This window comes from Agromyces lapidis, from assembly GCF_009749405.1.
In the GTDB taxonomy this organism is placed as follows: Bacteria; Actinomycetota; Actinomycetes; order Actinomycetales; family Microbacteriaceae; genus Agromyces; species Agromyces lapidis.
Window position 1 is genome coordinate 64052 of sequence record NZ_WBIQ01000010.1, and the last position, 25163, is coordinate 89214.

Annotated in this window: 24 protein-coding genes; 17 read left to right on the plus strand and 7 right to left on the minus strand. The window is 70.9% G+C overall.

Annotated features, from left to right (window positions below; genetic code table 11):
- Nucleotides 1-39: 39 nt before the first annotated feature.
- A complete protein-coding gene (locus GQQ93_RS16435) occupies nt 40-1761 on the plus strand; it encodes a SulP family inorganic anion transporter (protein WP_157425326.1) in 1722 nt (573 codons plus the stop codon).
- Between the two features lie 9 nt (nt 1762-1770).
- Nucleotides 1771-2697 carry a formylglycine-generating enzyme family protein gene (locus GQQ93_RS16440; RefSeq protein WP_157425327.1) on the plus strand — a complete coding sequence of 309 codons (927 nt, stop codon included), beginning with the start codon at nt 1771-1773 and terminating at the stop codon, nt 2695-2697.
- 128 nt (nt 2698-2825) lie between these two features.
- Here GQQ93_RS16440 and GQQ93_RS16445 read toward each other — a convergent pair whose 3' ends face one another.
- The 5 genes from GQQ93_RS16445 to GQQ93_RS16465 form a co-directional block, all read right to left on the minus strand.
- Nucleotides 2826-4472, minus strand: a complete 1647-nt coding sequence (locus GQQ93_RS16445) for a SulP family inorganic anion transporter (RefSeq protein ID WP_157425328.1) — start codon at nt 4470-4472, stop codon at nt 2826-2828.
- A gap of 4 nt (nt 4473-4476) precedes the next feature.
- Nucleotides 4477-5397 (minus strand): HAD family hydrolase, encoded by a 921-nt coding sequence (locus GQQ93_RS16450; protein WP_157425329.1) that lies wholly within the window; start codon nt 5395-5397, stop codon nt 4477-4479.
- 91 nt (nt 5398-5488) lie between these two features.
- Nucleotides 5489-7831, minus strand: coding sequence for an arylsulfatase (locus GQQ93_RS16455; RefSeq protein WP_157425330.1), 2343 nt, complete (start codon nt 7829-7831; stop codon nt 5489-5491).
- 144 nt (nt 7832-7975) lie between these two features.
- On the minus strand, nt 7976-8245 hold the full coding sequence (locus GQQ93_RS16460) for a glutaredoxin family protein (RefSeq protein WP_157425331.1): 270 nt from the start codon (nt 8243-8245) through the stop codon (nt 7976-7978).
- 133 nt (nt 8246-8378) lie between these two features.
- The gene (locus GQQ93_RS16465; protein WP_003792170.1) at nt 8379-8477 is read right to left on the minus strand and encodes a 30S ribosomal protein bS22; all 99 of its coding nucleotides are present in this window, start codon (nt 8475-8477) and stop codon (nt 8379-8381) included.
- Nucleotides 8478-8617: 140 nt separating this feature from the next.
- On the opposite strand from GQQ93_RS16465, the gene GQQ93_RS16470 reads away from it, so the two are divergent.
- Both GQQ93_RS16470 and GQQ93_RS16475 read left to right on the plus strand, forming a co-directional pair.
- The gene (locus GQQ93_RS16470) at nt 8618-9127 is read left to right on the plus strand and encodes a GNAT family N-acetyltransferase (RefSeq protein WP_157425332.1); all 510 of its coding nucleotides are present in this window, start codon (nt 8618-8620) and stop codon (nt 9125-9127) included.
- Between the two features lie 66 nt (nt 9128-9193).
- Nucleotides 9194-9679 (plus strand): anthrone oxygenase family protein, encoded by a 486-nt coding sequence (locus GQQ93_RS16475; protein ID WP_157425333.1) that lies wholly within the window; start codon nt 9194-9196, stop codon nt 9677-9679.
- Nucleotides 9680-9686: 7 nt separating this feature from the next.
- Here GQQ93_RS16475 and GQQ93_RS16480 read toward each other — a convergent pair whose 3' ends face one another.
- The gene (locus GQQ93_RS16480; protein WP_157425334.1) at nt 9687-10103 is read right to left on the minus strand and encodes an ArsR/SmtB family transcription factor; all 417 of its coding nucleotides are present in this window, start codon (nt 10101-10103) and stop codon (nt 9687-9689) included.
- Nucleotides 10104-10176: 73 nt separating this feature from the next.
- Here GQQ93_RS16480 and GQQ93_RS16485 point away from each other — a divergent pair, with 73 nt between their 5' ends.
- From GQQ93_RS16485 to GQQ93_RS16545, 13 genes are all read left to right on the plus strand, one after another.
- Complete coding sequence (locus tag GQQ93_RS16485) at nt 10177-11619, plus strand: TrkH family potassium uptake protein (RefSeq protein ID WP_157425335.1); 1443 nt, start codon at nt 10177-10179, stop codon at nt 11617-11619.
- Entirely contained in the window at nt 11612-12280 is a 669-nt protein-coding gene (locus GQQ93_RS16490; protein WP_157425336.1) for a potassium channel family protein, read from the plus strand. The genes GQQ93_RS16485 and GQQ93_RS16490 overlap by 8 nt, the downstream gene beginning before the upstream one ends.
- A gap of 70 nt (nt 12281-12350) precedes the next feature.
- Nucleotides 12351-13307 carry an ABC transporter ATP-binding protein gene (locus GQQ93_RS16495; protein ID WP_212277374.1) on the plus strand — a complete coding sequence of 319 codons (957 nt, stop codon included), beginning with the start codon at nt 12351-12353 and terminating at the stop codon, nt 13305-13307.
- Nucleotides 13304-14926 (plus strand): ABC transporter permease, encoded by a 1623-nt coding sequence (locus GQQ93_RS16500; RefSeq protein ID WP_157425337.1) that lies wholly within the window; start codon nt 13304-13306, stop codon nt 14924-14926. Before GQQ93_RS16495 ends, GQQ93_RS16500 begins: the two co-directional genes overlap by 4 nt.
- A gap of 27 nt (nt 14927-14953) precedes the next feature.
- Entirely contained in the window at nt 14954-15439 is a 486-nt protein-coding gene (locus tag GQQ93_RS16505; RefSeq protein WP_157425338.1) for a GbsR/MarR family transcriptional regulator, read from the plus strand.
- 76 nt (nt 15440-15515) lie between these two features.
- Nucleotides 15516-15869: a Cd(II)/Pb(II)-sensing metalloregulatory transcriptional regulator CmtR gene (gene cmtR, locus GQQ93_RS16510; RefSeq protein WP_157425339.1), complete on the plus strand. Its 354-nt coding sequence runs from the start codon at nt 15516-15518 to the stop codon at nt 15867-15869.
- Nucleotides 15866-16531 carry a cation efflux transmembrane domain-containing protein gene (locus GQQ93_RS16515; protein WP_157425340.1) on the plus strand — a complete coding sequence of 222 codons (666 nt, stop codon included), beginning with the start codon at nt 15866-15868 and terminating at the stop codon, nt 16529-16531. The genes cmtR and GQQ93_RS16515 overlap by 4 nt, the downstream gene beginning before the upstream one ends.
- A gap of 227 nt (nt 16532-16758) precedes the next feature.
- Nucleotides 16759-16848, plus strand: coding sequence for a potassium-transporting ATPase subunit F (locus GQQ93_RS16520; RefSeq protein ID WP_022891167.1), 90 nt, complete (start codon nt 16759-16761; stop codon nt 16846-16848).
- Nucleotides 16848-18521 (plus strand): potassium-transporting ATPase subunit KdpA, encoded by a 1674-nt coding sequence (kdpA, locus tag GQQ93_RS16525; protein WP_157425341.1) that lies wholly within the window; start codon nt 16848-16850, stop codon nt 18519-18521. Before GQQ93_RS16520 ends, kdpA begins: the two co-directional genes overlap by 1 nt.
- A 3-nt stretch (nt 18522-18524) precedes the next feature.
- Nucleotides 18525-20711, plus strand: coding sequence for a potassium-transporting ATPase subunit KdpB (gene kdpB / locus GQQ93_RS16530; protein ID WP_157425342.1), 2187 nt, complete (start codon nt 18525-18527; stop codon nt 20709-20711).
- Between the two features lie 27 nt (nt 20712-20738).
- Nucleotides 20739-21350 (plus strand): potassium-transporting ATPase subunit KdpC, encoded by a 612-nt coding sequence (gene kdpC, locus GQQ93_RS16535; protein WP_157425343.1) that lies wholly within the window; start codon nt 20739-20741, stop codon nt 21348-21350.
- A gap of 5 nt (nt 21351-21355) precedes the next feature.
- Entirely contained in the window at nt 21356-23839 is a 2484-nt protein-coding gene (locus GQQ93_RS16540; RefSeq protein WP_157425344.1) for an ATP-binding protein, read from the plus strand.
- Complete coding sequence (locus tag GQQ93_RS16545) at nt 23836-24525, plus strand: response regulator (RefSeq protein ID WP_157425345.1); 690 nt, start codon at nt 23836-23838, stop codon at nt 24523-24525. The genes GQQ93_RS16540 and GQQ93_RS16545 overlap by 4 nt, the downstream gene beginning before the upstream one ends.
- Nucleotides 24526-24543: 18 nt before the next feature.
- Here the strand turns inward: GQQ93_RS16545 and GQQ93_RS16550 are convergent, their stop codons facing one another.
- Entirely contained in the window at nt 24544-25104 is a 561-nt protein-coding gene (locus GQQ93_RS16550) for a ribonuclease FAU-1 family protein (protein ID WP_157425346.1), read from the minus strand.
- Nucleotides 25105-25163: the final 59 nt, after the last annotated feature.

A 25163-nucleotide genomic window follows, 5' to 3' on the forward strand; every position in this document is an offset into this window, starting at 1 on the left:
CCCCGATAGCGTGAAGCTGCGCGAAGGGGGATGCCGCAGATGCCTCGACGACTCACCGCGACGCTCCGCGGGTGGTTCCCGCGCCCGTTCGCGGGCCTGACGAAGCGCAACCTGCTGCGTGAGGCGGGCGCCGGCGTGACGCTGCTCGCGATCGCCGTGCCGTTGAACATCGGCTACGCGCAGATCGTCGGGCTGCCGCCGACGGTGGGGCTCTACGCACTCGTGCTGCCGCTCATCGTGTGGGCGCTCACGGTCTCGTCGCGGCAGCTCGTCGCCTCGCCCGACGCCGCGGCGGCAGCCCTCGTGGCGACCTCGATCGGCGGCCTCGCGATCGCCGGCACGGCCGACTACCTCTCGCTGGTGCTCGCGCAGACCGTGCTGTGCGGCGCGCTGTTCCTCGTCGCCGCGGTGTTCCGGCTGGGATTCCTCGCCGACTTCCTCTCGAAGCCGATCCTCGTGGGGCTCCTCGCGGGCCTCGCCCTCGACATCCTCGTCGGCCAGGTGGCGAAGATGCTCGGCATCTCGGTGCCGCCGGGCGGCGAGTTCTTCGAGAAGCTCCTCGCCCTGGTCACGGGCCTCGGCGCCGCGAACGTCTGGTCGGCGATGATCGCGGCCGGATGCCTCGTGGTGCTGCTGCTCGGCCGTCGCCTCGCACCCGCGGTGCCGTGGGCGCTCGTCGTGCTCGTGCTCGCGACGCTCGCCACGACGCTCGGCGGCCTCGAGGCGCGGGGCGTCGCGACGCTCGGGCCGGTCGAGGGCGGCCTGCCCGAGCTGCACTGGCCGGTCGTGGCCTGGACCGACTGGGCCGCCGTGCTGCCGTCGGCGATCGCGCTCTTCCTCGTCGGAGCGGGCGAGGGCCTGCTCGTCTCGCGGGCGTACGCCGACAAGCGCGGCTACCGGGTGGATGCGAACCGGGACCTGTTCGCGTTCGGTCTCGCGAACGTGGCATCCGGCGCAACCGGCAGCTTCGCGATGGGCTCCTCCACCGCGCGCACGGCCGCGCTCGACCAGGCGGGCTCGCGCACCCAGTTCCCCGCGGTGATCGCCGCTGTCGGCGCGACGCTGCTGCTCGTGTTCGGCACGGGTCTGCTCGAGCATGTGCCGGGCCCGGCGATCGGCGCGGTGCTCGCGGTCGCGGTGCTGCCCCTGCTCGGAATCGGCGACTTCGCCGAGCTCTGGCGTCGCGACCGCGCCGAGTTCGCGATCGCCGGGGTCTGCTTCGGCGTGACCGTCGTGTTCGGATCGATCGTCGGCATCGGGATCGCGTTCGTGCTGGCGCTCGTGAACCTCGCCCGGCGGGCGGCGAGCCCCGACATCGACGTGCTCTCGCTCGACGAGTACGGCGCCTCCTCGGCCGAGGGGCTGCCGCTCGGGCGCACGACCGCCCCCGGCATCGTCGTGGTGCGGCTCGCGGCGCCGCTCTTCTTCGCGAACGGCACTGTCTTCCAGGACACCGTGCAGCGAACCGTCGAGGCGGCCGAGCCCCCGGTGCGCCATGTCGTCTTCGACATGGAGGCGGTGAGCGACGTCGACATCACCGGAGCCGAGGCCTTCGCGCGGCTGCGCTCGTGGCTCCTCGAGCACGACATCGACGTGAGCTACAGCCGCATGCGCCACGAGACGCGCGAACGGATGCAGCACCTCGGGCTCCTGCACGGCGAAGCCGTCCACCACAGCAACCGCGAGGCGCTCGCCGCGCTCGGCGCGAGGCCGAACCCGAGGCCGAACCCGGGGCCGAACCCGGGCGACCCGAACCCGTAGGCTCGAGGCATGGTCGACGTCACTCCGCTCATCCGCATCGAGGGCGGCACGTTCCGCATGGGCTCCGAGGAGTTCTACGCCGACGAGACCCCGGTGCACGAGCGCACGGTCGGGTCGTTCGAGCTCGAGCGGCACCCTGTGACGACCGAGCAGTTCGCCGCATTCGTCGAGGCCACCGGCTACGTGACCGTCGCCGAACGCCCCCTCGACCCGGCCGACTTCCCCGGAGCCGACCCCGCCGAGCTCGTGCCCGGCGGCCTGGTGTTCACGCCGACCCGCGGTCCGGTCGACCTGCGCGACTGGCGCCAGTGGTGGCGCTGGGGCGCCGGCGCGAGCTGGCGGCATCCCTTCGGCGCCGACGGCCCCGACGCACTCGCCGAGCGCCCCGACCACCCCGTGGTGCAGGTGAGCTTCGAGGATGCCTCCGCCTACGCCGAATGGGCCGGCCGGCGCCTCCCCACCGAGGCCGAGCTCGAGTACGCCGCACGCGGCGGGCTCGACGGTGCGCGCTTCGCCTGGGGCGACGAGGAGACGCCCGACGGGCAGGTCATGGTGAACCGCTGGCTCGGGCACTTCCCGTACGAGACCTCGGTCGGCTACGCGGGCACCTCCCCCGTCATGAGCTTCCCCGCGAACGGCTACGAGCTCTTCGACGTGACCGGCAACGTGTGGGAGTGGACGACCGACTACTACACCGAGCGGCACGTGCCGCCGGGCACCGCCGAGGCCGCGGTCGCCGCCGGTGCTCGCCCCAACCTCCTCGCCGCCGCCTCCGCCGAGCCCGGTTCGCGCATCCCGCGCCGGGTGCTCAAGGGCGGTTCGCACCTCTGCTCGCCCGAGTACTGCCTGCGCTACCGCCCGTCGGCCCGCTCGCCGCAGGCCGACGACACGGCCACGACGCACATCGGCTTCCGCTGCGCCCGCAGCGTCGGCTGAGCGCCCGGTTCACGCGGCACGCAGACCGATTCGCAGGCGTTCTGCAGGATGAGGCGCTGGGCACCCGCCCTACCGGCGATGCCGACCGCCTTATCCTGCCGCAGCACCGCCATGGTTCCCCGCGACGTTCAGCCGACCGGCCCCGCGACCGCCGCCTCGAGCGTCGGATACACCCGGTCGGCCTCCTCGAGCCCTCGGAACCAGCGCCCGCGCCGTGACATCTCGGCGCCCGCCTCGGGCACCGCCGCGAGGCGCAGCTCGACACCCTGGTCGGCGAGCTCGCGGTCGAGGTCGGCGAGCGCATCGAGGATGGTCACCGAGACGACGTCGAGCCGGCTGAGCTCGAGCGCCACCGTCGTCGTGTGCGGATGCGTCCGCACGGCGTCGAGCACGGCGTTCTCATAGGCGAGCACGTTGGCCGTGTACATCGGCCCGAGCAGCCGCAGCGGCAGCACCGCCCCGCCCGCCCCGTCGTCTCGCGTGTCGTCGACGTGGAGCCGCACGCGGTTGAGCTCGCGCAGGATCACGATCATCGTCGCGATCAGGCCGACGGCGACCGCGAGCAGCAGGCCGGCGGTGAGTCCGACGACCGCGGTCGCGATCGCGATCCAGAAATCGTTGTGGCTGATGCGCCAGAACCGCACGAGCGCGCCGAAGTCGATGAGCCCGACGACCGCGACGAACACGAGCGACGCGAGCGTCGCCTGCGGCAGGAGGCTCAGCACCGGCCCGAGGAAGAGTGCGACGAGCACGGCGAGCACGATGGTGACGAGTGTCGACAGCTGCGTGCGCGCGCCTGCGCCCTGGTTGACCGCGCTCTGCGAGAAACCGCCGGCCGCAGGCAGCACCTGGAAGAACGAGCCGACCGTGTTCGCGGCGCCGGTCGCGAAGAGCTCCTGGTTGCTGTCGATCTGCGGTTCGCCCGGCCTGCGGATGCCGCGGGCGACCGCCGCCGACTCGAGGAACGCCATGATCGCGATCGCGCACGCGCCCGGCAGCATCGGCACGACGTTCGCGAACGTCGGCAGCTCGAACGGCGGGAATCCCTGCGGCACCGCCGCGATGAGCTCGACGCCCTGCTCGTCGATGCCCGTGAACGCGACGAGCAGAATGCCCGCGGCGACGACGACGAGCGGCGCGGGCACCTTCTTCAGGAACGCCTTCATGAGGAACATCGCCGTGATCGACGCGACCGACAGCAGCACGGTCGCCGCGTGCGCCGACGGCAACGCCTCGAGCGCGGCGGCGATCGAGCTGAAGAACCCCTCGCCCGTCGGATTCGAGGTCTCGCCGAGCAGTTTCGGCAGCTGCCCGACCGCGACCGTCGCCCCGACGCCGATCTGGATTCCGACGATGGTGGCCTGCGAGATATTCTCGACGAGCGACCCGAGCTTCGCCGCGCGTGCGATCAGCAGGATCAGCCCGACCATGAGCGTCAGCGCGATGAGATCGGGCACCGGGTCGTCGGAGCCCGCGGCGACACCGGCCGAGACGAGCGTGGTCGCAGTGAGCGTCGCGATCGTCGACGTCGTCGAGACGCTCATCGCCCGCGAGCCGCCGAGCATCGCGTACACGAGCATCGGCACCATGCAGGTGTACAGGCCCAGCTGCACGGGCAGGTTCGCGATCGTCGCGTACGCCATCGCCTGCGGAATCACCACGGCACCGGCCGACAGCCCCGCGATGAGGTCGGCCCCGAGCCATCCGCGCTGATACCCGGCGAGGGTCGGGAAGAGTCGCAACCGGCGCGCGGCCGGTGTCGCGGTCGAGCTCACCGCGTCAACCCTCGGGGTGGATGCGCGACCAGTCGTGCTTCACACTCACAACCGTGTACCCACGGTCGGATGCCTCGCCGAGCGCCCGCTCGGCCCCCCTGTCGTAGGGAGGATCGCCGCCGCCGTCGTCGTCGTGGTGCACGAGCAGCGCGAGACCGCCTCCGGCGCGCGCGAAGTCGAGCATCGGCTGGTCGCCGTTCGAGTTGCCGCCCGCGATGAGCGGGCGCCGGCCGATGCGGCTCCAGATGCGCACGGGTTTCTCGGGCCCGTCGTCGAAGAAGTCGAGGCCCGCGGTGTAGCGCACATCGCCCGAGTCGGCGTCGTACGCGAGGCCGAGCGCCGAGCCCACGACCCGCTCGGGCGGAATCCCGTAGTACTGCTCGGTCATGGGCCGCATGAAGTCGCGCTCGCCGCCCGAGACGATGTACACGGTGAACCCGTGCGCCTCGAGGTAGCGCAGCAGCTCGACCATCGGGGCGTAGACGGCGTCGGCGTACGGGGTGCCGAGCGTGAGGTGCTTCGCCGTCTCGTAGAACTCCGACACCGAGGCGGCGTAGTCGTCGACGCTCATGCCGGCGGTGATGCCGACGAGTGCCCCGATGAGGATCTTCAGGTCGCTGTCGTCACCCGTGTAGTGCTTGTCGATCGCACCGCCGAGCCAGGCGTAGTCGCCGGTGACGGCGGCCGTGTACGGCTGCCGCTCGGCGAGCGAGGGGTCGGCCTCGGCCTGCGCCTTCCACTGCTCGACGATGTAGTGCAGCTGCGTCGGCATGGGCTTCTCGGTCCACAGCGTGCCGTCGTTGTCGAACACGGCGACGCGTTCGGCCGCGGGCACCGCGTCGGGGCCGGTCGTCACGCGTTCGACGAAGTCGACGATCGCGGCCCGCGTCGGGGTGTCGGCCCAGGAGGGCAGTTCGTTCGGCATGGGGCGGTCCTCTCGGGCGGTCGCGTCAGGACGGACGACGGCGGGGATGCCGGAAACCGCACCCCCGCCGCCATTCTGGCAGTGCGTTCGATCAGTCGCGGGCGTACGCCGCCGCGAGGTGCGCCTCGAGGTCGAGGTACGCGTCATCGGCGATGTCGAACACCACGCGCGCGATCTCGCCGCCGGTGAAGTCGAAGCCGTAACCGTAGAGCGACGACACCGGGTCGGCGCTGTCGCGGCCGATCGTGAGCCCCTCGCCGCAGAGCGAGAAGTGGCCGAGCACGGTACGGATCTGCTTCTCGCCGACCTGCTGGTCGTCGATGTAGAGCTTCACCGGGCCCACGCCCTCGCGGTACTCCCCCATGCCCTCCTTCACGAACTCGACGCCGATGATGTGCTTGCCCGAGGTGGGCGCCGGCGCCGAGACGCGGTCCTCGGGCGGAATGCCGAGGAAGTTGTACACGTAGTGCACCTGGCCGTCCTTCACGACGAGCGCGTGCCCGCCGAAGCGGGAGCCGTGCGCGAAGATCACGCCCTCGGTGTCGGGGGTGAACTCCACCTCGGCGGCGATCTTGTACGAGACGCCGTGCACGTTGGCCGCGCTGCGCTCGGGGATCTCGCTCGTGCCCGGGTAGTACACGAACTGCCCGCTCGGCGGGGCCGGCTGGTGGAACTCCATCTGCACGAAGGTCTCGAAGTCCTTCGGATTGCCGATGATCTGCAGGTCGTTCAGCGGCAGCACGTTGTTGGCCTTCGCCTCCTCGAACCAGAGCGCCTTGAGCTCCTCGAGCTTCTCGGGATGCTCCGCGGCGAGGTCGTTCGACTCCGAGCGATCGACCTCGGTGTGGTACAGCTCCCACACGTCCTGGTCGAAGCCGCTCATGCCGCTCACCGGACCGTGGACGGCGACGGCCTTCCAGCCCTCGTGCCAGATCCCGCGGCTCCCGAGCATCTCGTAGTACTGCGTCTGCTTGTTCGACGGCGCATCGGGAGCGGCCTCGAACGACGGCACCATCGAGACGCCCGAGAGCGGGGTCTGCGCGACCCCGTTGTAGGTGTCGGGGAACCCGACCCCGCACGCCTCGAGGATCGTCGGCACGACGTCGGTCGAGTGGTGGTACTGGTGGCGCACCTCGCCGCGCGCCGCGATGCCCTTGGGCCACGAGATGACCATGGGGTCGGCGACGCCGCCCTGGTACGTGTAGCGCTTGAACATCTTGTACGGCGTCGAGAACGCGGCCGCCCACCCCGTCGGGTAGTGGTTGTAGGTGTCGGGCGAGCCGAGCTTGTCGACGAGGCGCAGGTTCTCCTCGAGCGAGTCGGGGTACCCGCCGAAGATCTTGCCCTCGTTGACCGAGCCGTTCGGCGAGCCCTCGCCCGAGGCGCCGTTGTCGGCGCAGTAGATGACGAGCGTGTTGTCGAGCTGGCCCGACTCCTCGAGGTAGTCGACGATGCGCCCGACCTGCGCGTCGGTGTACTCGCTGAAGCCCGCGTACACCTCGGCCATGCGGCTGAACATCGCCTTCTGCTCGTCGCTCAGCGACGCCCAGGGCAGCACCTCGTCGGTCTGCGAGAAAGTGCCGTCGGGCATCGGGTTGAGCTCGGTGAGCACGGTGTCGGCCGGCAGGATGCCGCGCTCGATCATGCGCGGCAGCACCCACTCGCGGTACGCCTCGTAGCCGTCGTCGAACTTGCCCTTGTACTTGTCGATGTACTCCTGCGGCGCGTGGTGCGGGGCGTGGTTCGCGCCGGGGCAGAACCAGAGGTACCAGGGCTTGTCGGGCTCGGTCTGCTTGACGTCGCGGATCATCTTGAGCGCCTGGTCGGCGAGGTCCTTCGACAGGTGGTAGCCGTCCTCCGGCTGGTACGGCTGGTCGATGTATCGGTTGTCCTCGGCGAGCGAGGGGTACCAGTTGTTCGTCTCGCCGCCGATGAAGCCGTAGAAGCGGTCGTAGCCCTGGGCGAGCGGCCAGTTCTTCTTCGACGATCCGGCCGTCCACTCGTCGATCGGCACGTTGTGGTTCTTGCCGACCCAGAACGTCGACCAGCCGGCGTCGCGCAGCAGGTGCGCCATCGGCACGTTCGACGGCGGGATGTGCGAGTTGTAGCCCGGGAATCCGGTCGACGACTCGGAGATCGTCGCGAAGCCGTTCAGGTGGTGGTTGCGCCCCGTGAGGAACGTCGAGCGCGTCGGCGAGCACAGCGCCGTCGTGTGCCACTGCGAGTAGGTGAGCCCGTTCTTCGCGAGCCGCTCCATGGTCGGCATCTCGATGCGGCCGCCGTACGGCGACCAGGCGGCCATGCCGGTGTCGTCGTAGAGCACGACGAGCACGTTCGGCGCCCCCTCCGGCGCCTTGTCGGGGAGGAACGCGTCCCAGTCCCCCTGCGAGTCCCGAACGTCGAGTTCGATCTTGCCCCTGAATTCACGCGCCACGCGTTCTCCCCTTCGAACGTGGGGTCCACCGACCGGCGTCCCCCGCTGGTCACCCTAGCCACGACACGGACGGCTCGCCAGAGAATCGCGGGGAACTCGGAGTGTCGAGGGGCGCTCAGCTCGCCACGGGGCGATCGGGGCGGCTCACCCCTTCGCGCAGAGCGCGGTCTTCAGGCGCACGGGGTCGACCCGCCAGTAGCTGTGCATCTCGCCGTCGATGAGCAGCACGGGGATCTCTTCGGCGTAGCTCGCGCGCAGCGCCTCGTCGTCGAGGATCGACCGCTCGTCGACCGAGATCCGCCGCGAGGCATCCTGTTCGAACTCGGCGACGACCGCCTGCACGACCTCTCTCGCGTCATCGCAGAGGTGGCAGCCGGGCTTGCCGACCAAGGTGAGCTGGATGTCTCGGGCCATGGCTCGATCGTACGTCGGCGCAGCCGACGGTTGGCCGGGTGAGCGTGCAGCGCCGTCACGAGAACGGGGCCCGAAGACAGCGAAAAGCGCCGAACCCCGGCGGGGCTCGACGCTCAGCTGCAGTCGCGAGCGACTACTTCTTGTTGCGACGCTGGTGGCGCGTCTTGCGAAGAAGCTTGCGGTGCTTCTTCTTCGCCATGCGCTTGCGACGCTTCTTGATGACGGAACCCATCAGAACCTCACAGAAAAGATCGTGCCGGCCGCGCGTGCCGCAGCCGAAAGGCAGAATGCCTCGGAGTAGTCTAGCGGATTCACGGGCCGCCCCCTGACACGCACCCGATCCGCCCCGGCTCGATGCGTTAGCGTCGAGGGATGCAGGCCTCCGACGTCGTCATCCGCACCACGACCACCGACGACTGGCAGGCGGTCCGCGCGCTGCGCATCGAGATGCTGCGCGACTTCCCCCTCGCCTACGGCGAGACCCTCGAACATGCGCTCGAGGTCGACGAGCAGGGCTGGCGCCTGCGCGCCGCGCGCGGCGAGACCGACGGACAGACCTCGGTCGTCGCGATCGAGGGCTCGCGCTGGGTCGGCCACATGGGCGGGTACATTCCGGATGCCACGTCGGGCCCCGTGCTCGTCGGCGTCTACGTCGCACCCGATCACCGCGGCGAGGCCGCCGACGTGTCACGCCGCCTGCTCACCGCTGTCGAGGACTGGGCGCGGGGCCACGGCAGCACGCTGCGGCTCGAGGTGCACGAGGCGAACCCGCGGGCGATCCGCTTCTACGAGAAGCTCGGCTTCACCCTCACCGGTCGCAACCGCGAGTACGAGCTCGCCCCCGGCGGCCTCGAGCTCGAGATGATCAAGCCGCTGCGCTGAACCGCGCCCCGACCCCGATCGAGTCGGTTCTTCCATGCCGGGCGCGAGGTCGGGCAGACTGGCACGATGAGCGCCGTCGCGACCGTCCTGCTCGTCATCGCCATCGTCGGCACCGGGCTCGTCTCGGGCGTCTTCTTCGCCTTCTCGGGCTTCGTCGTGCAGGGGCTCGACCGCCTGCCGCCGACCGACGCCGCCCGGGCCATGCGCGAGATCAACGTGACCGCGGTGCGGGCGCCGCTCATGCTCGCGATCTTCGGCACCGCGCTGCTCGTGATCGCCGTCGCGACCATGACCTTCTTCGGCGCGTACCCCGGCGGCGAGTGGTGGATCGTCGGGTCGGCCGTGCTCTACCTCGTCGGCGTGGTCGGCGTCACCGGCGGCGCGAACGTCCCGCGCAACAACCGCCTGGCGGCAGCTCCCGGGGCCGATGCGGCTGCGCTCGGCGCTGCGTGGCGCGAGTTCCGCCCGGGATGGTTCGCGTGGAACCACGTCCGCTGGCTCACCTCGGCCGCCTCGTGCGCGGCCCTCGTCGTCGCGCTCCTGGCGGGCTGAGCCCCGGCTACTTGCGCTTGACGACCTGGGTGACGTCGGCGAACACCTTGCCGATCGCCGAGGCGAACGCGCGCTGGTCCTCGCGGAGCGAGACCTCGTGCGCCTCGGCGCCGGCGAGCGTCGCCGCGTCGGCCGCGGCATCCGATGACATGAAGGGGATCAGCCAGTCTTCAAGGGTCTCGAGCGGGCCGCGATCGAGGCGGTAGTAGCGGTGCTGCCCCTCCTCGCGCACGCTGACCAGACCCGACTCGCGCAGCACCTTCAGGTGCTTCGAGACCGTGGGCTGACTGGTGCCGAGCGCCGCGACGATCTCGGAGACGCTGATCTCGCCACCCGACTGCGGCACCGACGACTCGCGTTCGAGCAGTACGGCGAGGATGTCGCGTCTGGTCGCGTCCGCCACCACATCGAAGATGTCAGCCATGCCCCAAGGGTAGCCACTCGCGGCGGGGAGTACCATGACTCACGCGTCCGGTGACGGCACATGAGGGGGGTCGATGCGCGCACAGCGGGTGGCCCGCCTCGGTCGAGTCGATCGGCGGTCCTGGCTCGGCCGGCTGCGCGATGCCATCGACGCGCTCGTCAAGAGCTCGCCGTCGCGGTTCGCGATCCTCGTCTTCGCGGCGCTGATCCTGCTGTTCACGCTGCTCTTCTCGCTGCCGATCGCCACCGCCGACGGCAGCATCACCCCGCTCCACGACGCACTGTTCACCGCGGTCTCCGTCATCTGCGTCACCGGTCTCGCGACGGTCGACATGGCGACGTACTGGTCGCCCTTCGGCCACGGGCTCGTGTACCTCGGCGTCAACATCGGCGGTGTCGGCGTGCTCACGCTCGCGACGACGCTCGGCTTCGTGATCTCGCGCCGGCTGGGGCTGCGCGCGAAGCTCATGGCGGCGAGCGACACGAACCCCTCGCGCATCCACGTCGGCCCGGTCGCCGAGCGCCAGGCCGTGCGCCTCGGCGAAGTCGGCGGGCTGTTGTTCACGGTCGCGATCAGCGCCTTGGTCATCGAGGCCGCGATCGCGGTCGGGCTGATGCCGAGCATGCTCGCGGCCGGCTACGACGTCGGGCACTCGATCTGGTACAGCCTCTACTACTCGGCGATGGCGTTCACGAACACCGGCTTCTCGCCGAACCCGGGCGGGCTCCTCCCCTTCGAGCACGACTACTGGATGCAGTCGCTGCTCATGATCGGCGTGTTCCTCGGCAGCCTCGGCTTCCCGGTGATCTTCGCCCTCGCGCGCGCCTGGAAGCAGCCGCGCAAGTGGAGCGTCCACGTCAAGCTGACGCTCACGACGACGGTGATCCTCTTCGTCGCCGGCGCCGCCATGTTCCTCCTGCTCGAGCACGCGAACCCGAAGACGTACGGGCACCTCGATGCCGGGCCGACCATCTTCCAGTCCTTCTTCATGTCGGCCATGACCCGCTCCGGCGGCTTCGCGACGATCGACATGCACGACCTGTACGGCTCGAGCCAGCTCGTGAGCAGCATGCTGATGTTCATCGGCGGCGGCTCCGCGTCGACCGCGGGCGGCATCAAGGTGACGACGCTCGCCGTGCTGTTCCTCGCCGCGTTCGCCGAGGCGCGCGGCAATCCCTCCATGGAGGCGTTCGGCCGGCGCATCCCCCGCGACATGCTGCGCCTGTCGGTGAGCGTCGTGCTCTGGGGAGCGACGATCGTCGCCGGCGCCTCCATCGCCATCCTGCAGATCACGAAGGCGCCGTTCGAGAACGTGCTGTTCGACGTGATCTCGGCCTTCGCCACGTGCGGGCTCTCGACGGGACTCACCGCCGAACTGCCGCCCGAGGGCGTCTACGTCATGGCGGCGACGATGTTCATGGGCCGCGTCGGCACCGTGACCCTCGCCGCCGCGCTGGCCGCGAGCCAGCGCCGCCAGCTGTTCAAACGACCGGAAGAGAGGCCCATCGTTGGTTGACAAGATCAGACACGACGCCCCGGTGCTCGTGATCGGCCTCGGCCGGTTCGGCGCCGCCACCGCTGGCCAGCTCGACCGCCTCGGTCGCGAGGTGCTCGCGGTCGACACCGACGAGGCCCTCGTGCAGAAATGGTCGGAGCGGGTCACCCACGCCGTCGTGGCCGACGCCAAGAACATGGACGCGCTCAAGCAGATCGGCGCCCAGGACTTCTCGATCGCGGTCTGCGCCGTGGGATCGTCGATCGAGGCATCCGTGCTCATCACCGCGAACCTCGTCGACCTCAAGATCCCCCAGATCTGGGCGAAGGCGATCTCGGCCTCGCACGGCAAGATCCTGCAGCGCATCGGCGCGAACCACGTGATCTACCCCGAGCGCGAGGCGGGCGAGCGCACGGCGCACCTGGTGTCGGGCCGCATGCTCGACTTCATCGAGTTCGACGACGACTTCGCCCTCGTGAAGATGTACCCGCCGAAGCCGATCCGCGGCAAGAATCTCACCGAGTCGGGCGTGCGCTCGAAGCACCGCGTGACGGTCGTCGGCGTGAAGAGCCCCGGCAAGCCCTTCACCTACGCGACCGAGAACACGGTCGTCTCGAACCACGACCTCATCATCGTGTCGGGCACCGAGGGCGACATCGAGAAGTTCGCGTCGCTCGAGTGAGCTCGAGCAGGCTGTTAGGGATGCGTTAGGAAGATTCACAAATTTGTGAATTCGGCGTAGCATCGCGCTCATGACGACAGTGATCAGCGCCAGCGGCCTGCAGAAGCGATTCGGCCGCACCGTCGCGCTCGACGGCCTCGACCTCGAGGTCACCGCGGGCGAGGTGCACGGATTCCTCGGCCCGAACGGCGCAGGCAAGTCCACCACCATCCGCATCCTGCTCGGCCTCGCCCGCGCCTCGGGCGGCACCGCGACCCTCTTCGGTCAGGACCCGTGGAAGCACGCGGGCGAGCTCCACCGCCGCGTGGCCTATGTGCCCGGCGACGTCAGCCTCTGGCCGAACCTGACCGGCGGCGAGGCGATCGACCTGCTCGCACGCCTCCGCGGCGGCACGCGCGACAAGGGCGACTACACGGCCCGCAAGCAGCGCCTGCTCGACGCGTTCCAGTTCGACCCGCGCAAGAAGGGCCGCGCCTACTCGAAGGGCAACCGGCAGAAGGTCGCCCTCATCGCCGCGTTCGCGACCCCCGCCGAGCTGTACGTGCTCGACGAGCCCACGAGCGGCCTCGACCCGCTCATGGAGCAGGTCTTCAACCGCGAGATCGCCCGCGTCTCGGCCGAGGGTGCGACCGTGCTGCTCTCGAGCCACATCCTCTCCGAGGTCGAGGAGCTCTGCGACCGGGTGAGCATCATTCGGTCGGGCAAGACCGTCGAGTCGGGCACGCTCGCCGAGCTCCGCCACCTCACGCGCACCGAGATCGCGTTCGCGACCGACGGCATCGAACCGACCGCCCTCGCGGCCGAGATCGACGGCATTCCCGACGCCCACGACCTCATCATCGACCACGGACGGGTCAGCTTCACCGTCGACAGCGACCGCGTGGCATCCGTGCTGCCCGACCTCGCCCGCCTCGACGTGCGTGGCCTCACCGTGTCGCCGCCCTCGCTCGAGGAGCTCTTCCTCCGCCACTACGGCGACGAGCTCACCGCGCGCGCTGCGGAGCCCATGGAGGGAGCGCGGGCATGAGCACCCTGGCCACGCTGCTCCGGCAGCGACTGCGCCGCGACCGCCTGCAGCTCGCGCTCTGGATCGTCGGCACCGCGCTGCTCGCCTACACCTCGGTCGCGGCCGTCGCCGACACGTACGGCGACGAGTCCGAGCGCAACCAGATCCTGCAGGTCGCGACCGCGAGCCGCACGATCCTCGTGTTCCGCGGCACCCCCAACGGCACCGACCTCGGCGCGTTCGTCTTCTTCGAGCTGTTCGCGTGGCTCGCCCTCATGGGCGGCCTCATGAGCACGTTCCTCGTGACGCGGCACACCCGCGCCGAGGAAGAGCAGTCGCGGGCCGAGTTCATCGCCGCGACCCCCGCCGGCCGTGTGAAGCCGACCGTCGCGACCCTCGTCCACGGCGTGCTGGCCAACCTCGTGCTCGGTGCACTCGTCGCGCTCGCCTTCATCGCCGGCGGCCTCGATGCCGAGGGCTCGTGGGTGACCGGTGCGGCCATGGCCGCGACCGGCATCGCGTTCGTCGCGATCGGGCTGTTCGCCGCGCAGCTGTTCCGCACCTCGCGCGGCGCGAACGGCGCCGGGGTCGCCGCGGTCGTCGGCGCCTACCTGCTGCGCGGCATCGGCGACGCCGCGGGCACGCCCTCGGACGACCTGCTGCACGTCACCCCGGCCTGGCCGAGCTGGTTGTCGCCGATCGGCTGGGGGCAGGCGACCGGCGCCTACGTCGAGAACTCGCTCGCCCCGCTCGCGCTCTCACTGGGGGTGTCGGCGGTGCTCGTGGCGATCGTGTTCGCGCTGCAGGCGGTGCGCGACCAGGGGGCGAGCCTCCTGCCGGGCCGCAACGGCCGCGCGTCGGCGAGCTGGGCGCTGTCGGGCTCGTTCGGGCTCGCCTGGCGGCTCAACGTCTCGACGCTGATCGCGTGGGCGGTCGGCGCCGCGGTCGCCGGCATCACCGCGAGCTCGCTCTCGGGTCTCATCGACGAACTCGCGGGCGACGCTCCGCAGGTCGTCGACACCCTGCAGGCCGCGCTCGGCGGCGGTGCCACCCTCGAGCAGGCGTTCATCGCGACGTTCTTCGGCATCATCGGGGTGCTCGCGGCGTGCTGCGCCGTGCAGGTGGCCATCCGCGCCCGGCAGGAGGAGGCGCACGGCACCGCCGAGCAGGTGCTGGCGACCCCCGTGCCGCGCACTCGCTGGCTGCTCGAGTACTGGTTCGTCGGGGTCATCGTCATCGTGGTCGTGCTCGCCGCAGCCTGGCTCGCGGGCCTCGCCGGCACCGCGGCATCCGACACCCCCGACGACCTCGTGTCGCTCATCACGCAGGCGGCACTCGCACAGCTGCCGGTCTCGCTCGTCTTCCTCGGGGTGACCCTGCTCGTCTTCGCCTACCTCCCGCGCTGGACGATCGTCCTCGCCTGGGTGCTGCTCGGCGTCGCCGCGATCCTCGGCACGTTCGGGCCGCTCCTCGGTGCCCCCGACTGGATGCTCGACCTCTCGCCGTTCACGCACTCGCCCGTGCCGGCGGGCGACGACACCGACTGGTCGGGCGGCCTCTGGATGATCGGCATCGGGCTCGCGACCGCGGCGCTCGCCGTCGTGTCGATGCGGCGACGCGAGCTGGCGGCGGGCGGCTGACCGCCCGCCGACTGGGAGAATCGGAAGATGGCACGCGATGAGCAGGCACTGAGCACGGCGGTCGAGCAATCGGCCGCCGTACTCACCGCCGCCGGTTTCCCCAAGATGCCGGCGCGTGTCCTGATGGCGCTCCTCGTCGCCGACGAGGGCGGGCTCACCGCCGCCGAGCTCGGCGAGTCCCTGGGCGTGAGTGCCGCGGCGATCTCGGGCGCGGTGCGGTACCTGCGCACGCTCGGCATCATCCACCGGATGCCGCATCCGGGCAGTCGGCGCGAGCGCTGGGAGATCTTCGACGACGCCTGGTACACGGCGCTCGCGGGCAAGAACTCGGTCTACGGCACCTTCGCCGAGACGGCGGCGCAGGCGATCGATGCGCTCGGCGACCCCGACTCGGCCGGCACCCGCCGCACGAGCGAGATGGTCGCGTTCTTCCGTTTCATCGAGGGCAAGATGCCCGAGCTCCTCTCCGAGTGGGAGTCGCTGCGCGCCGCCGGCGCCACGGTGGTCGAGTAGCCGGGGCCCCTCCATCCCTCGGTCGCCGGTCGTCGATCGCGGTGCGTTAATACAGCAGTCGCTGTACTGTGGTCCTGTGCTCACCTCCACCTCCCGACTCGACGTGATGAACCGGCTCGGTCGCGCCATGGCCGATCCCACCCGCTCGCGCATCCTGCTGACGCTGCTCGAGGGCCCCGCGTACCCGGCCGGCCTCGCCGACTCGCTCGGACTGACCCGGCAGAACGTCTCGAACCACCTCACGTGCCTGCGCGACTGCGGCATCGTCGTCGCCGAGCCCGAGGGCCGGCAGAACCGCTACGAGATCACGGACCCGCACCTGTCGGCCGCGCTCGAGAACCTCGTGAGCGTGACGCTCGCCGTCGACGAGTCGGCCGAGTGCATCGACCCGAGCTGTTCGGTTCCCGGCTGCTGCGAGGCATCCGCATGACCACCTCGCTGACCGACGCGCGCCGAGCCGTGCTGCATCGCCGCATCCGCCTGATCGTCGGCATCACCATCGGGTACAACCTCATCGAGGCGGCGGTCTCGATCATGGCCGGCGCCGCAGCCTCCTCGGCGGCGCTCCTCGGCTTCGGGCTCGACTCGCTCGTCGAGGTGCTCTCGGCGGCGGCGGTCGCGTGGCAGTTCACCCGCAAAGAGCCGGAGCGATACGAGAAGCCGACCCTGCGGGTGATCGCGTACGCGTTCTTCGCCCTCGCCGCCTACGTCGGCGTCTCCGCCGTGCTCACGATCGCGGGCGTCCTTCCCGAGGCCGAGCACTCCACGCTCGGCCTCGTCATCACGGCGCTGAGCGTGATCATCATGCCGTTCCTGTCGCTCGCCGAGCGACGCACCGGCCGCGAACTCGGCTCGGCCACTGCGGTCGCCGACAGCAAGCAGACGCTGATCTGCACCTACCTCTCTGCCGCCGTGCTCATCGGGCTCGTGCTGAACTCGCTCCTCGGGTGGGCCTGGGCCGACTCCGTCGCCGCACTCGTCATCGCCGTCTTCGCCGTCCGCGAAGGCATCGAGGCATGGCGGGGCGACACCTGCGCCACCCCGATCGGGATGCTCCTCGACGAGGATGAGGACCACGGACACGGCGCGTGAGCACGCCGTGAGGATCACCGCAGCCCCGCGTTAGGGGTCCGTGAGGATCGGCGGCGAGGCATCCGCCCGGGTGTTGCATCGAAGACGCAGCGAGCCGCTGCCCGCCGCCGCGCCCGCGTCGACGGCCTCCGAATCCCTGGAGTCCCCGTGCTCGACCTCGTCTACGTCATCGGCATCATCGCCGTGTTCGTACTCGTCGGCCTCATCGCCAGGGGGGTCGAGAAGCTGTGATCTTCTTCGAACTCCTCGCCGCCGCGTTGGGTGTCGCCGCTGTGGTGTACCTCGTGTACGCGCTCGTCAAGCCCGAGCGGTTCTGATGGGCGCGTTCCTCGCCGTCGCCCAGGCGGCCACCCTCGCACTGATCCTCGCGCTGCTCTACCGCCCCCTCGGCGACTACATGGCGCGCCTCTACACGAGCGACCGCGACTGGAAGGTCGAGCGCGGCCTCTACCGCCTGATCGGCATCGACCCGCGCGCCGAGCAGTCGTGGCCGGCCTACCTCCGCGGCGTGCTCGCGTTCTCGGTCGTCGGTCTCCTGTTCGTCTACGCCATGCAGCGCGCGCAGGCGGTGCTGCCCTACTCGCTCGGCCTGCCGGCCGTGCCCGAGGGGCTGTCGTTCAACACGGCCGCCTCGTTCGTCGCCAACACGAACTGGCAGTCGTACTCGCCCGAGCTCACGATGGGCTACACGGTGCAGCTCGCCGGCCTCGCCGTGCAGAACTTCGTGTCGGCCGCCGTCGGCATCGCCGTGGCCATCACCCTCGTGCGCGGCTTCGCACGCCGCGGATCGGGAACGATCGGCAACTTCTGGGTCGACCTCTTCCGCGGTTCGTTCCGGCTGCTGCTCCCGCTCTCGGTGATCGGCGCGATCGTGCTCGTCATCGGCGGCGTCGTGCAGAACTTCAACGGCTTCACCGAGGTCACGACGCTCGCCGGCAACACGCAGAACCTCCCGGGCGGCCCGGTCGCCTCGCAGGAGGTCATCAAGCTGCTCGGCACCAACGGCGGCGGGTTCTTCAACGCGAACTCCGCCCACCCGTTCGAGAACCCGACCGCGTGGACGAACCTCTTCCAGAACGTGCTCATGCTCGCGATCCCGTTCGCGCTCCCCCGCACCTTCGGCAGAATAGTCGGCTCGAACAAGCAGGGCTACGCGATCCTCGCCGTCATGGCCACGCTCTACGTGATCTCGCTCGTGGCGCTGAGCGCGCTCGAAGCGGGCGGCAACGGCACTGCGCCGGAACTCGCGGGCGGTGCGCTCGAGGGCAAGGAGCAGCGCTACGGCATCTTCGGCTCGGCCCTGTTCGGCACCACTTCGACGCTCACCTCCACGGGCGCCGTCAACTCGATGCACGACTCGTTCACCGCCCTCGGCGGCATGATGCCGATGCTCAACATGATGCTCGGCGAGGTCGCCCCCGGCGGCGTCGGCTCGGGCCTCTACGGCATGCTCGTGCTCGCGGTCATCGCGGTGTTCATCGCCGGCCTGCTCGTCGGCCGCACGCCCGAGTACCTCGGCAAGAAGATCGGGCCGCGCGAGATCAAGCTCGCGAGCCTCTACATCCTCGTGACGCCGACGCTCGTGCTCACCGGTACGGCACTGAGCTTCGCGATCCCGGGCGTCCGCGAGGACGTCGAGGCGACCTCGATCTGGAACCCGGGCATCCACGGCATGAGCGAGGTGCTCTACGCGTTCACGAGCGCGTCGAACAACAACGGCTCGGCGTTCGCGGGTCTCACGGCGAACACCCCGTGGTTCAACACCGCGCTGGGCGTCGCGATGCTGCTCGGCCGGTTCATCCCGATCGTGCTCGTGCTCGCCCTCGCCGGCAGCCTCGCGGCGCAGGACAAGGTGCCCGCGACCGCCGGCACGCTGCCCACTCACCGGCCGCAGTTCGTCGGCCTCCTCGTGGGCGTCACGGTCATCGTGACCGCGCTCACCTACTTCCCCGTACTCACGCTGGGTCCCCTGGCTGAAGGGCTGAACTGATCCATGTCCACCATCACCACCCCGTCCGTCCCGGCGCCCGAGCCCGAACCCGCCGAGCACACGCCTCGGCCGATGGGCTCCCCCTCGAAGCGCCCGACCGGCGCCTTCGGCCCCGCGCAGATCATGCAGGCGCTCCCGGGCGCCTTCCGCAAGCTCGACCCGCGGCAGATGTGGCGCAACCCCGTCATGTTCATCGTCGAGGTCGGCGCCGCGCTCACGACGGTGCTCGCGATCGCCGAACCGTTCCTCGGCGGCCCCGAGGCGTCCGGGGGCACCGCCGTCCCGCCGAGCTTCACCTGGGCCATCGCGGTCTGGCTCTGGCTGACTGTGCTCTTCGCGAACCTCGCGGAGTCGGTCGCCGAAGGCCGCGGCAAGGCGCAGGCCGACACCCTGCGCCAGACGCGCACGTCGACGGTCGCGCACGTCGTCGCGCAGTACGACGAGGTCGCGGACGCCTTGGCGGAGCGCACCGCCCTCAGGGAGGTGGCTTCCTCGGAGCTCAAGCTCGGCGACCTCGTCGTCGTGACGGCCGGCGAGCTCATCCCGGGCGACGGCGACATCATCCAGGGCATCGCCTCGGTGGACGAGTCGGCGATCACCGGTGAATCGGCCCCGGTCGTGCGCGAGTCGGGCGGCGACCGCTCGGCCGTCACCGGCGGCACGCGGGTGCTCTCCGACCGCATCGTCGTGCGCATCACGTCGAAGCCCGGCGAGACCTTCGTCGACCGCATGATCGCGCTCGTCGAGGGCGCGGCGAGGCAGAAGACGCCGAACGAGATCGCGCTGAACATCCTGCTCGCGAGCCTGTCGATCGTCTTCGTGGTGGTCGCCCTGACGCTGAACCCCATCGCCTCGTACGCGGCGACCCCCGCCTCGATCCCGGTGCTCATCGCGCTGCTCGTCTGCCTCATCCCCACGACGATCGGCGCCCTGCTCTCGGCCATCGGCATCGCGGGAATGGACCGGCTCGTGCAGCGCAACGTGCTCGCGATGTCGGGCCGCGCGGTCGAGGCCGCCGGCGACGTCACGACGCTGCTGCTCGACAAGACCGGCACGATCACCTACGGCAACCGACGCGCGAGCGAGTTCGTGCCGATGCCCGGCGTCCCGGTCTCCGAGCTCGAGCGGGCCGCGGCCCTCTCCTCGCTCGCCGACCCGACCCCTGAGGGCGCCTCCATCGTCGAACTGGCGGCGGAGCGCGGCATCCGATTCGACTCGGCTCCCGCGGGCGAGGTCGTGCCGTTCACGGCGCAGACCCGCATGTCGGGGCTCGACCTCCCCGACGGCTCGAGCATCCGGAAAGGTGCAGGCTCTGCGGTCATCGCGTGGGTCGAGGCATCCGCTCGAATCGCGTCATCGACGCTCGACGAGCTCGCGCAGCGCGTCGAGGCGATCTCGACGGGCGGCGGCACGCCGCTCGTCGTCGCGTCGAAGGACGCCGCCGGCGAGGCACGGCTGCTCGGCGTCGTCCACCTGAAGGACATCGTCAAGGACGGGCTCACCGAGCGGTTCGCCGAACTCCGCGCGATGGGCATCCGCACCGTGATGATCACGGGTGACAACCCGCTCACCGCGAAGGCCATCGCGGCCGAGGCCGGCGTCGACGACTACCTCGCCGAAGCGACCCCCGAAGACAAGATGGCGCTCATCAAGCGCGAGCAGGCGGGCGGCAACCTCGTCGCCATGACGGGCGACGGCACGAACGACGCACCGGCGCTCGCACAGGCCGACGTGGGCGTCGCGATGAACACGGGCACGTCGGCTGCGAAGGAGGCCGGCAACATGGTCGACCTCGACAGCGACCCGACGAAGCTCATCGAGATCGTGCGCATCGGCAAGCAGCTGCTCATCACGCGCGGCGCGCTCACGACGTTCTCGATCGCGAACGACATCGCGAAGTACTTCGCGATCATCCCGGCGATGTTCGCCGGCATCTTCCCGGGGCTCGCGGTGCTGAACATCATGCAGCTGCACTCGCCGGCCTCGGCGATCCTGTCGGCGATCATCTTCAACGCGATCGTGATCGTGTTCCTCATCCCCCTCGCGCTGCGCGGGGTGAAGTACCGGGCCGGCAGTGCCTCCGCGATCCTCAACCGCAACCTGCTGATCTACGGCCTCGGCGGCATCATCGCCCCCTTCATCGGCATCAAGCTGATCGACCTCGTCGTCAGCCTCATCCCCGGGTTCTAGGCCCGGACGCGAAAGGACACCACACACATGAGTACGACACGCACGGCGGCCCGCACCCACTGGGTCGCGATCCGCGCGATGCTCATCTTCACCCTCGTGCTCGGCGTCGCCTACACGCTCGTCGTCACCGGCATCGGCCAGCTCGTGCTGCCCGCCCAGGCGAACGGCTCGGTCGCCCGTGACGCCTCCGGCGAGGTCGTGGGCTCGGCGCTGATCGGCCAGTCGTTCGCGGATGCCGACGGCGACCCGCTGCCCGAGTGGTTCCAGCCCCGCCCGTCGGCGGCCGGCGACGGCTACGACGGCGGCGCCTCGAGCGGCAGCAACCAGGGCCCCGAGAACGCCGACCTCATCGCGGCGATCGAGGAGCGGAAGTCGCAGATCGCAGAGTTCAACGGCGTCGCCGAAGCGGATGTCCCGGCCGACGCGGTCACCGCGTCGGCCTCCGGACTCGACCCGCACATCAGCCCCGAGTACGCGCTGCTGCAGGCGGCGCGGGTCGCGAACGAGCGCGGTCTCCCCGAATCCGAAGTCGTCGAGCTCGTGGAGTCTAGGATTCAGGCACGGGATCTCGGGTACCTGGGCGAACCGACCGTGAACGTGCTGCAGCTGAACCTCGCCCTCGCAGAGCTGGAAGGCTAGCCACGATGCGGCAGGGGCGGCTTCGGGTCCTGCTCGGCGCCGCCCCCGGCGTCGGCAAGACCTACACGATGCTCGAGGAGGGCAAGCGGCTCGTCGGCGAGGGTCGCGATGTCGTCGTCGGGTTCGTCGAGACGCACGGACGACGGGCGACCGCGTCGATGACCCTCGGTCTCGAGATCGTGCCGCGCCGCGCGGTCGTGCACCGCGGGATGACCATCGACGAGATGGACCTCGACGCGGTGCTCGCCCGCAAGCCCGAGATCGCCCTCGTCGACGAGCTCGCCCACACGAACGCGCCCGGCTCACGGCACGCGAAGCGCTGGCAGGACGTCGAAGAGCTGCTCGCGGCCGGCATCGACGTCATCTCCACGGTCAACACGCAGCACATCGAATCGCTCGGCGACGTCGTGCTGCAGATCACGGGTGCCGAGCAGCGCGAGACGATCCCCGACCGGGTGCTGCGCGCCGCCGACCAGATCGAGGTCGTCGACCTCGCCCCGCAGGCGCTCCGCGATCGGCTGGCGGGCGGTCTCGTCTACCCCGCCGAGCGCATCGACGCCGCACTCTCCAACTACTTCCGCCTCGGCAACCTCACCGCGCTGCGCGAACTCGCGCTGCTCTGGCTCGCCGACGAGGTCGACCAGGCGCTCAAGAAGTACCGCGCCGAGCACGGCATCGACCGCAAGTGGGAGGCACGCGAGCGCGTCGTCGTCGCCCTCACGGGCGGCCCCGAGGGCGAGACCCTGCTGCGCCGCGGCGCCCGCATCGCCGCCCGTGCCTCCGGGGGCGAGCTCATCGCGGTGCACGTCACGAATCCCGACGGCATGCGGGCGAGGCATCCCGGCGCACTCGACACCCAGCGCACCCTCGTCGAGCAGCTCGGCGGCACCTTCCACCAGGTCGTCGGCGAGGACGTGCCCCGTGCGCTCGTCGAGTTCGCGAAGGCCGCGGATGCCACGCAGCTGGTCATCGGCGTGAGCCGGAGGTCCCGGCTCACCGCGGCCTTCTCGGGCCCGGGCATCGGCGCGACGGTGATCCGCGAATCGGGCGACATCGACGTGCACATCGTCACGCACGCGGCGGCGGGTTCCGGGTTCTCGCTGCCCCGGCCGGGCGGCGCGCTGAGCCGCAAGCGCCTCGTCTGGGCGTTCGTCCTGGCGCTCGTCGCCGGCCCGGCGCTGAGCTGGGTGCTGACGCGGTTCCACACCGAGACGTCGATCACGAGCGACGTGCTCGCCTACCAGCTCCTCGTCATCGTCGTGACGCTCATCGGCGGCATCTGGCCGGGCCTGTTCGCGGCGGTGCTGTCAGGTCTCACCCTCAACTTCCTCTTCGTCGAGCCGCTCTACACGCTCACGATCGCCGACGCCCGCCAGCTGCTCGCGCTCGTCTTCTACGTGGCGAACGCGCTGCTCGTGGCCTACGTCGTCGATCAGGCGGCCCGCCGCAACCGCGAGGCCCGGCGTGCCGCCGCGGAGTCGCAGCTGCTCGCGACGCTCGCCGGCAGCGTGCTGCGCGGCGAGGATGCGCTGCAGGCCATGGTGACCCGCACCCGCGAGGCCTTCGGGCTCACCGGGGTGCGCCTCCTCGTCGACGGCGAGACCCGCGTCGCCGACGGCGAACCGGCGCGCGACGACCGGGTGACCGAAGTGCCGATCGGTGCGCGCGGCGTGCTCGAGCTGCACGGGGCCGACCTCGAGGCATCCGAACGCCGCCTGCTGCAGGTGATCGCGACCCAGCTCGACCAGGCCATCGAGCACGGCGCCCTCGCGCGCGCGGCCGAGGCGGCGGCCGGTCTCGCCGAGACCGACCGGGTGCGCTCGGCCCTGCTCGCCGCCGTGGGCCACGACCTGCGCCGCCCGCTCACCTCGGCGTCGGCCGCCGTGAGCGCGCTGCGCTCGCCCGAGCTCGAGCTGCCCGCCGCCCAGCGCGAAGAACTGCTCGCCACCGCCGCCGAGAGCCTCGACTCGCTCGCCGAGCTCGTCACCAACCTGCTCGACGTGAGCCGCGTGCAGGCCGGCGCGCTCGCGGTCACGCTCGCACCGACCGAGGTCGCCGACGTCGTGTTCCCCGCCCTCGACGAGCTCGGCCTCGGACCTGGCGCGGTCGAGCTCGACCTCGCCGACGAGCTGCAGCCGGTGCTCGCCGACGCGGTGCTGCTGCAACGGGTCGTGGTGAACCTGCTCGCGAACGCGGTGCGACACACGCCGGCGGGCGAGCGCGTCCGGTTCTCGGCGTCGGCGTTCCAGGGGCGGGTCGAGCTGCGCGTCGTCGACCGCGGGCCGGGCATCCCGGTCGAGCGGCGCGACGAGGTGTTCACGCCGTTCCAGCGCCTCGGCGACACCGACAACGACACGGGGCTCGGCCTGGGGCTCGCACTGTCGAAGGGCTTCGTCGAGGGAATGGACGGCACACTGGAGGTCGACGACACCCCCGGTGGCGGCCTCACCATGGTCGTCACCCTGCCGGCCGCCGAGGAGGCGCGATGAAGATCCTGCTCGCCGACGACGACGGCCAACTGCAGCGTGCGATGCGCATCACGCTCAGCGCGCGCGGCTACGAGGTGGTGTCGGCGCACGACGGCGCCGAGGCCATCGACCTCGCGGCGAGCGCGCACCCCGACCTCGTGCTGCTCGACCTCGGCATGCCGAAGGTCGACGGCCTCGACGTGATCCGGGCGGTCCGGGCCTGGTCGAGCGTGCCGATCCTCGTGCTCTCGGGTCGCACCGACTCGGCCGAGAAGGTCGAGGCGCTCGACGCCGGCGCCGACGACTACGTCACGAAGCCGTTCGCGATGGACGAGCTGCTCGCCCGCATCCGCGCCCGCTCGCGGCGCCCCGCGGGCGATGACGACACCGCGGCCGTGCATCGCATCGGGGAGCTCGAGGTCGACCTCGCCGCGAAGACGATCCGCCCCGCGGGCGACGAGGGGCACGGGGCATCCGTTCGCCTGACCCCGACCGAGTGGCGTCTGCTCGAGCTCTTCCTCAAGCACCCGGGGCGGCTGCTCACCCGCGAGATGCTGCTCGGCGAGGTATGGGGCCCGTTCCACGCGAATGACGCGGGCTACCTTCGCCTCTACGTGGCGCAGTTGCGCCGCAAGCTCGAGCCGGTGCCCGCTGAGCCCCGGCACTTCCTCAACGAACCGGGCATGGGCTACCGCTTCGAGCCCTGACCGAGCTCGTGACCGGGCTCAGCGCGGCAGCTCGCCGAGCCGGGCGAGCCAGTGCTCGGCGGTGACGCCGTCGAAGGGCGCCTCGCGCCGTCGCACCGCATCGAGCACCGCGTCGGCGTCGGCCCGCACCCGCGCGACGAGCTCGGCGGGATAGCCGAAGGCCACGGCGTGCTCGGCGAACTCGTCCTCGTCGTCGATGAAGGCCGAGGCGCCGTCGCGCTCGACCACGTCGAGGTCGAGGTCGACGTACGAGACCGTCGCACCCGTCGCATCGCTGCGCCACTCGGGCGGCGTGGCGAGGTCGATGTACGTACCGAGCCCGCGCGGGTGACCCGCGTTGAACGCGGCGGCCCACCCGCCCGACGGGAAGAGCGACACCGAGACCCAGCTCGCCGTGAAGGCGTTGCCGGGGCGGGCGAACGAGGTGCCGGCCGGGAACCCCACCCAGTCGCCGTGCTCATCGGCGCCGAGCCAGACGCCGTCGAACTCCCAGTGCGGGCGGCCGCCCCATTTCGTCGCGCGGACGCGGACGGGGGTGCCGGGGACGGTCGGTCGGCTCGCGGGGTCGATGCTCGTCACGCCATCACCGTACGCCCCGTCGCCGGGCGGCGCGGCTCAGCGCGGCTCAGCGCGGCTCG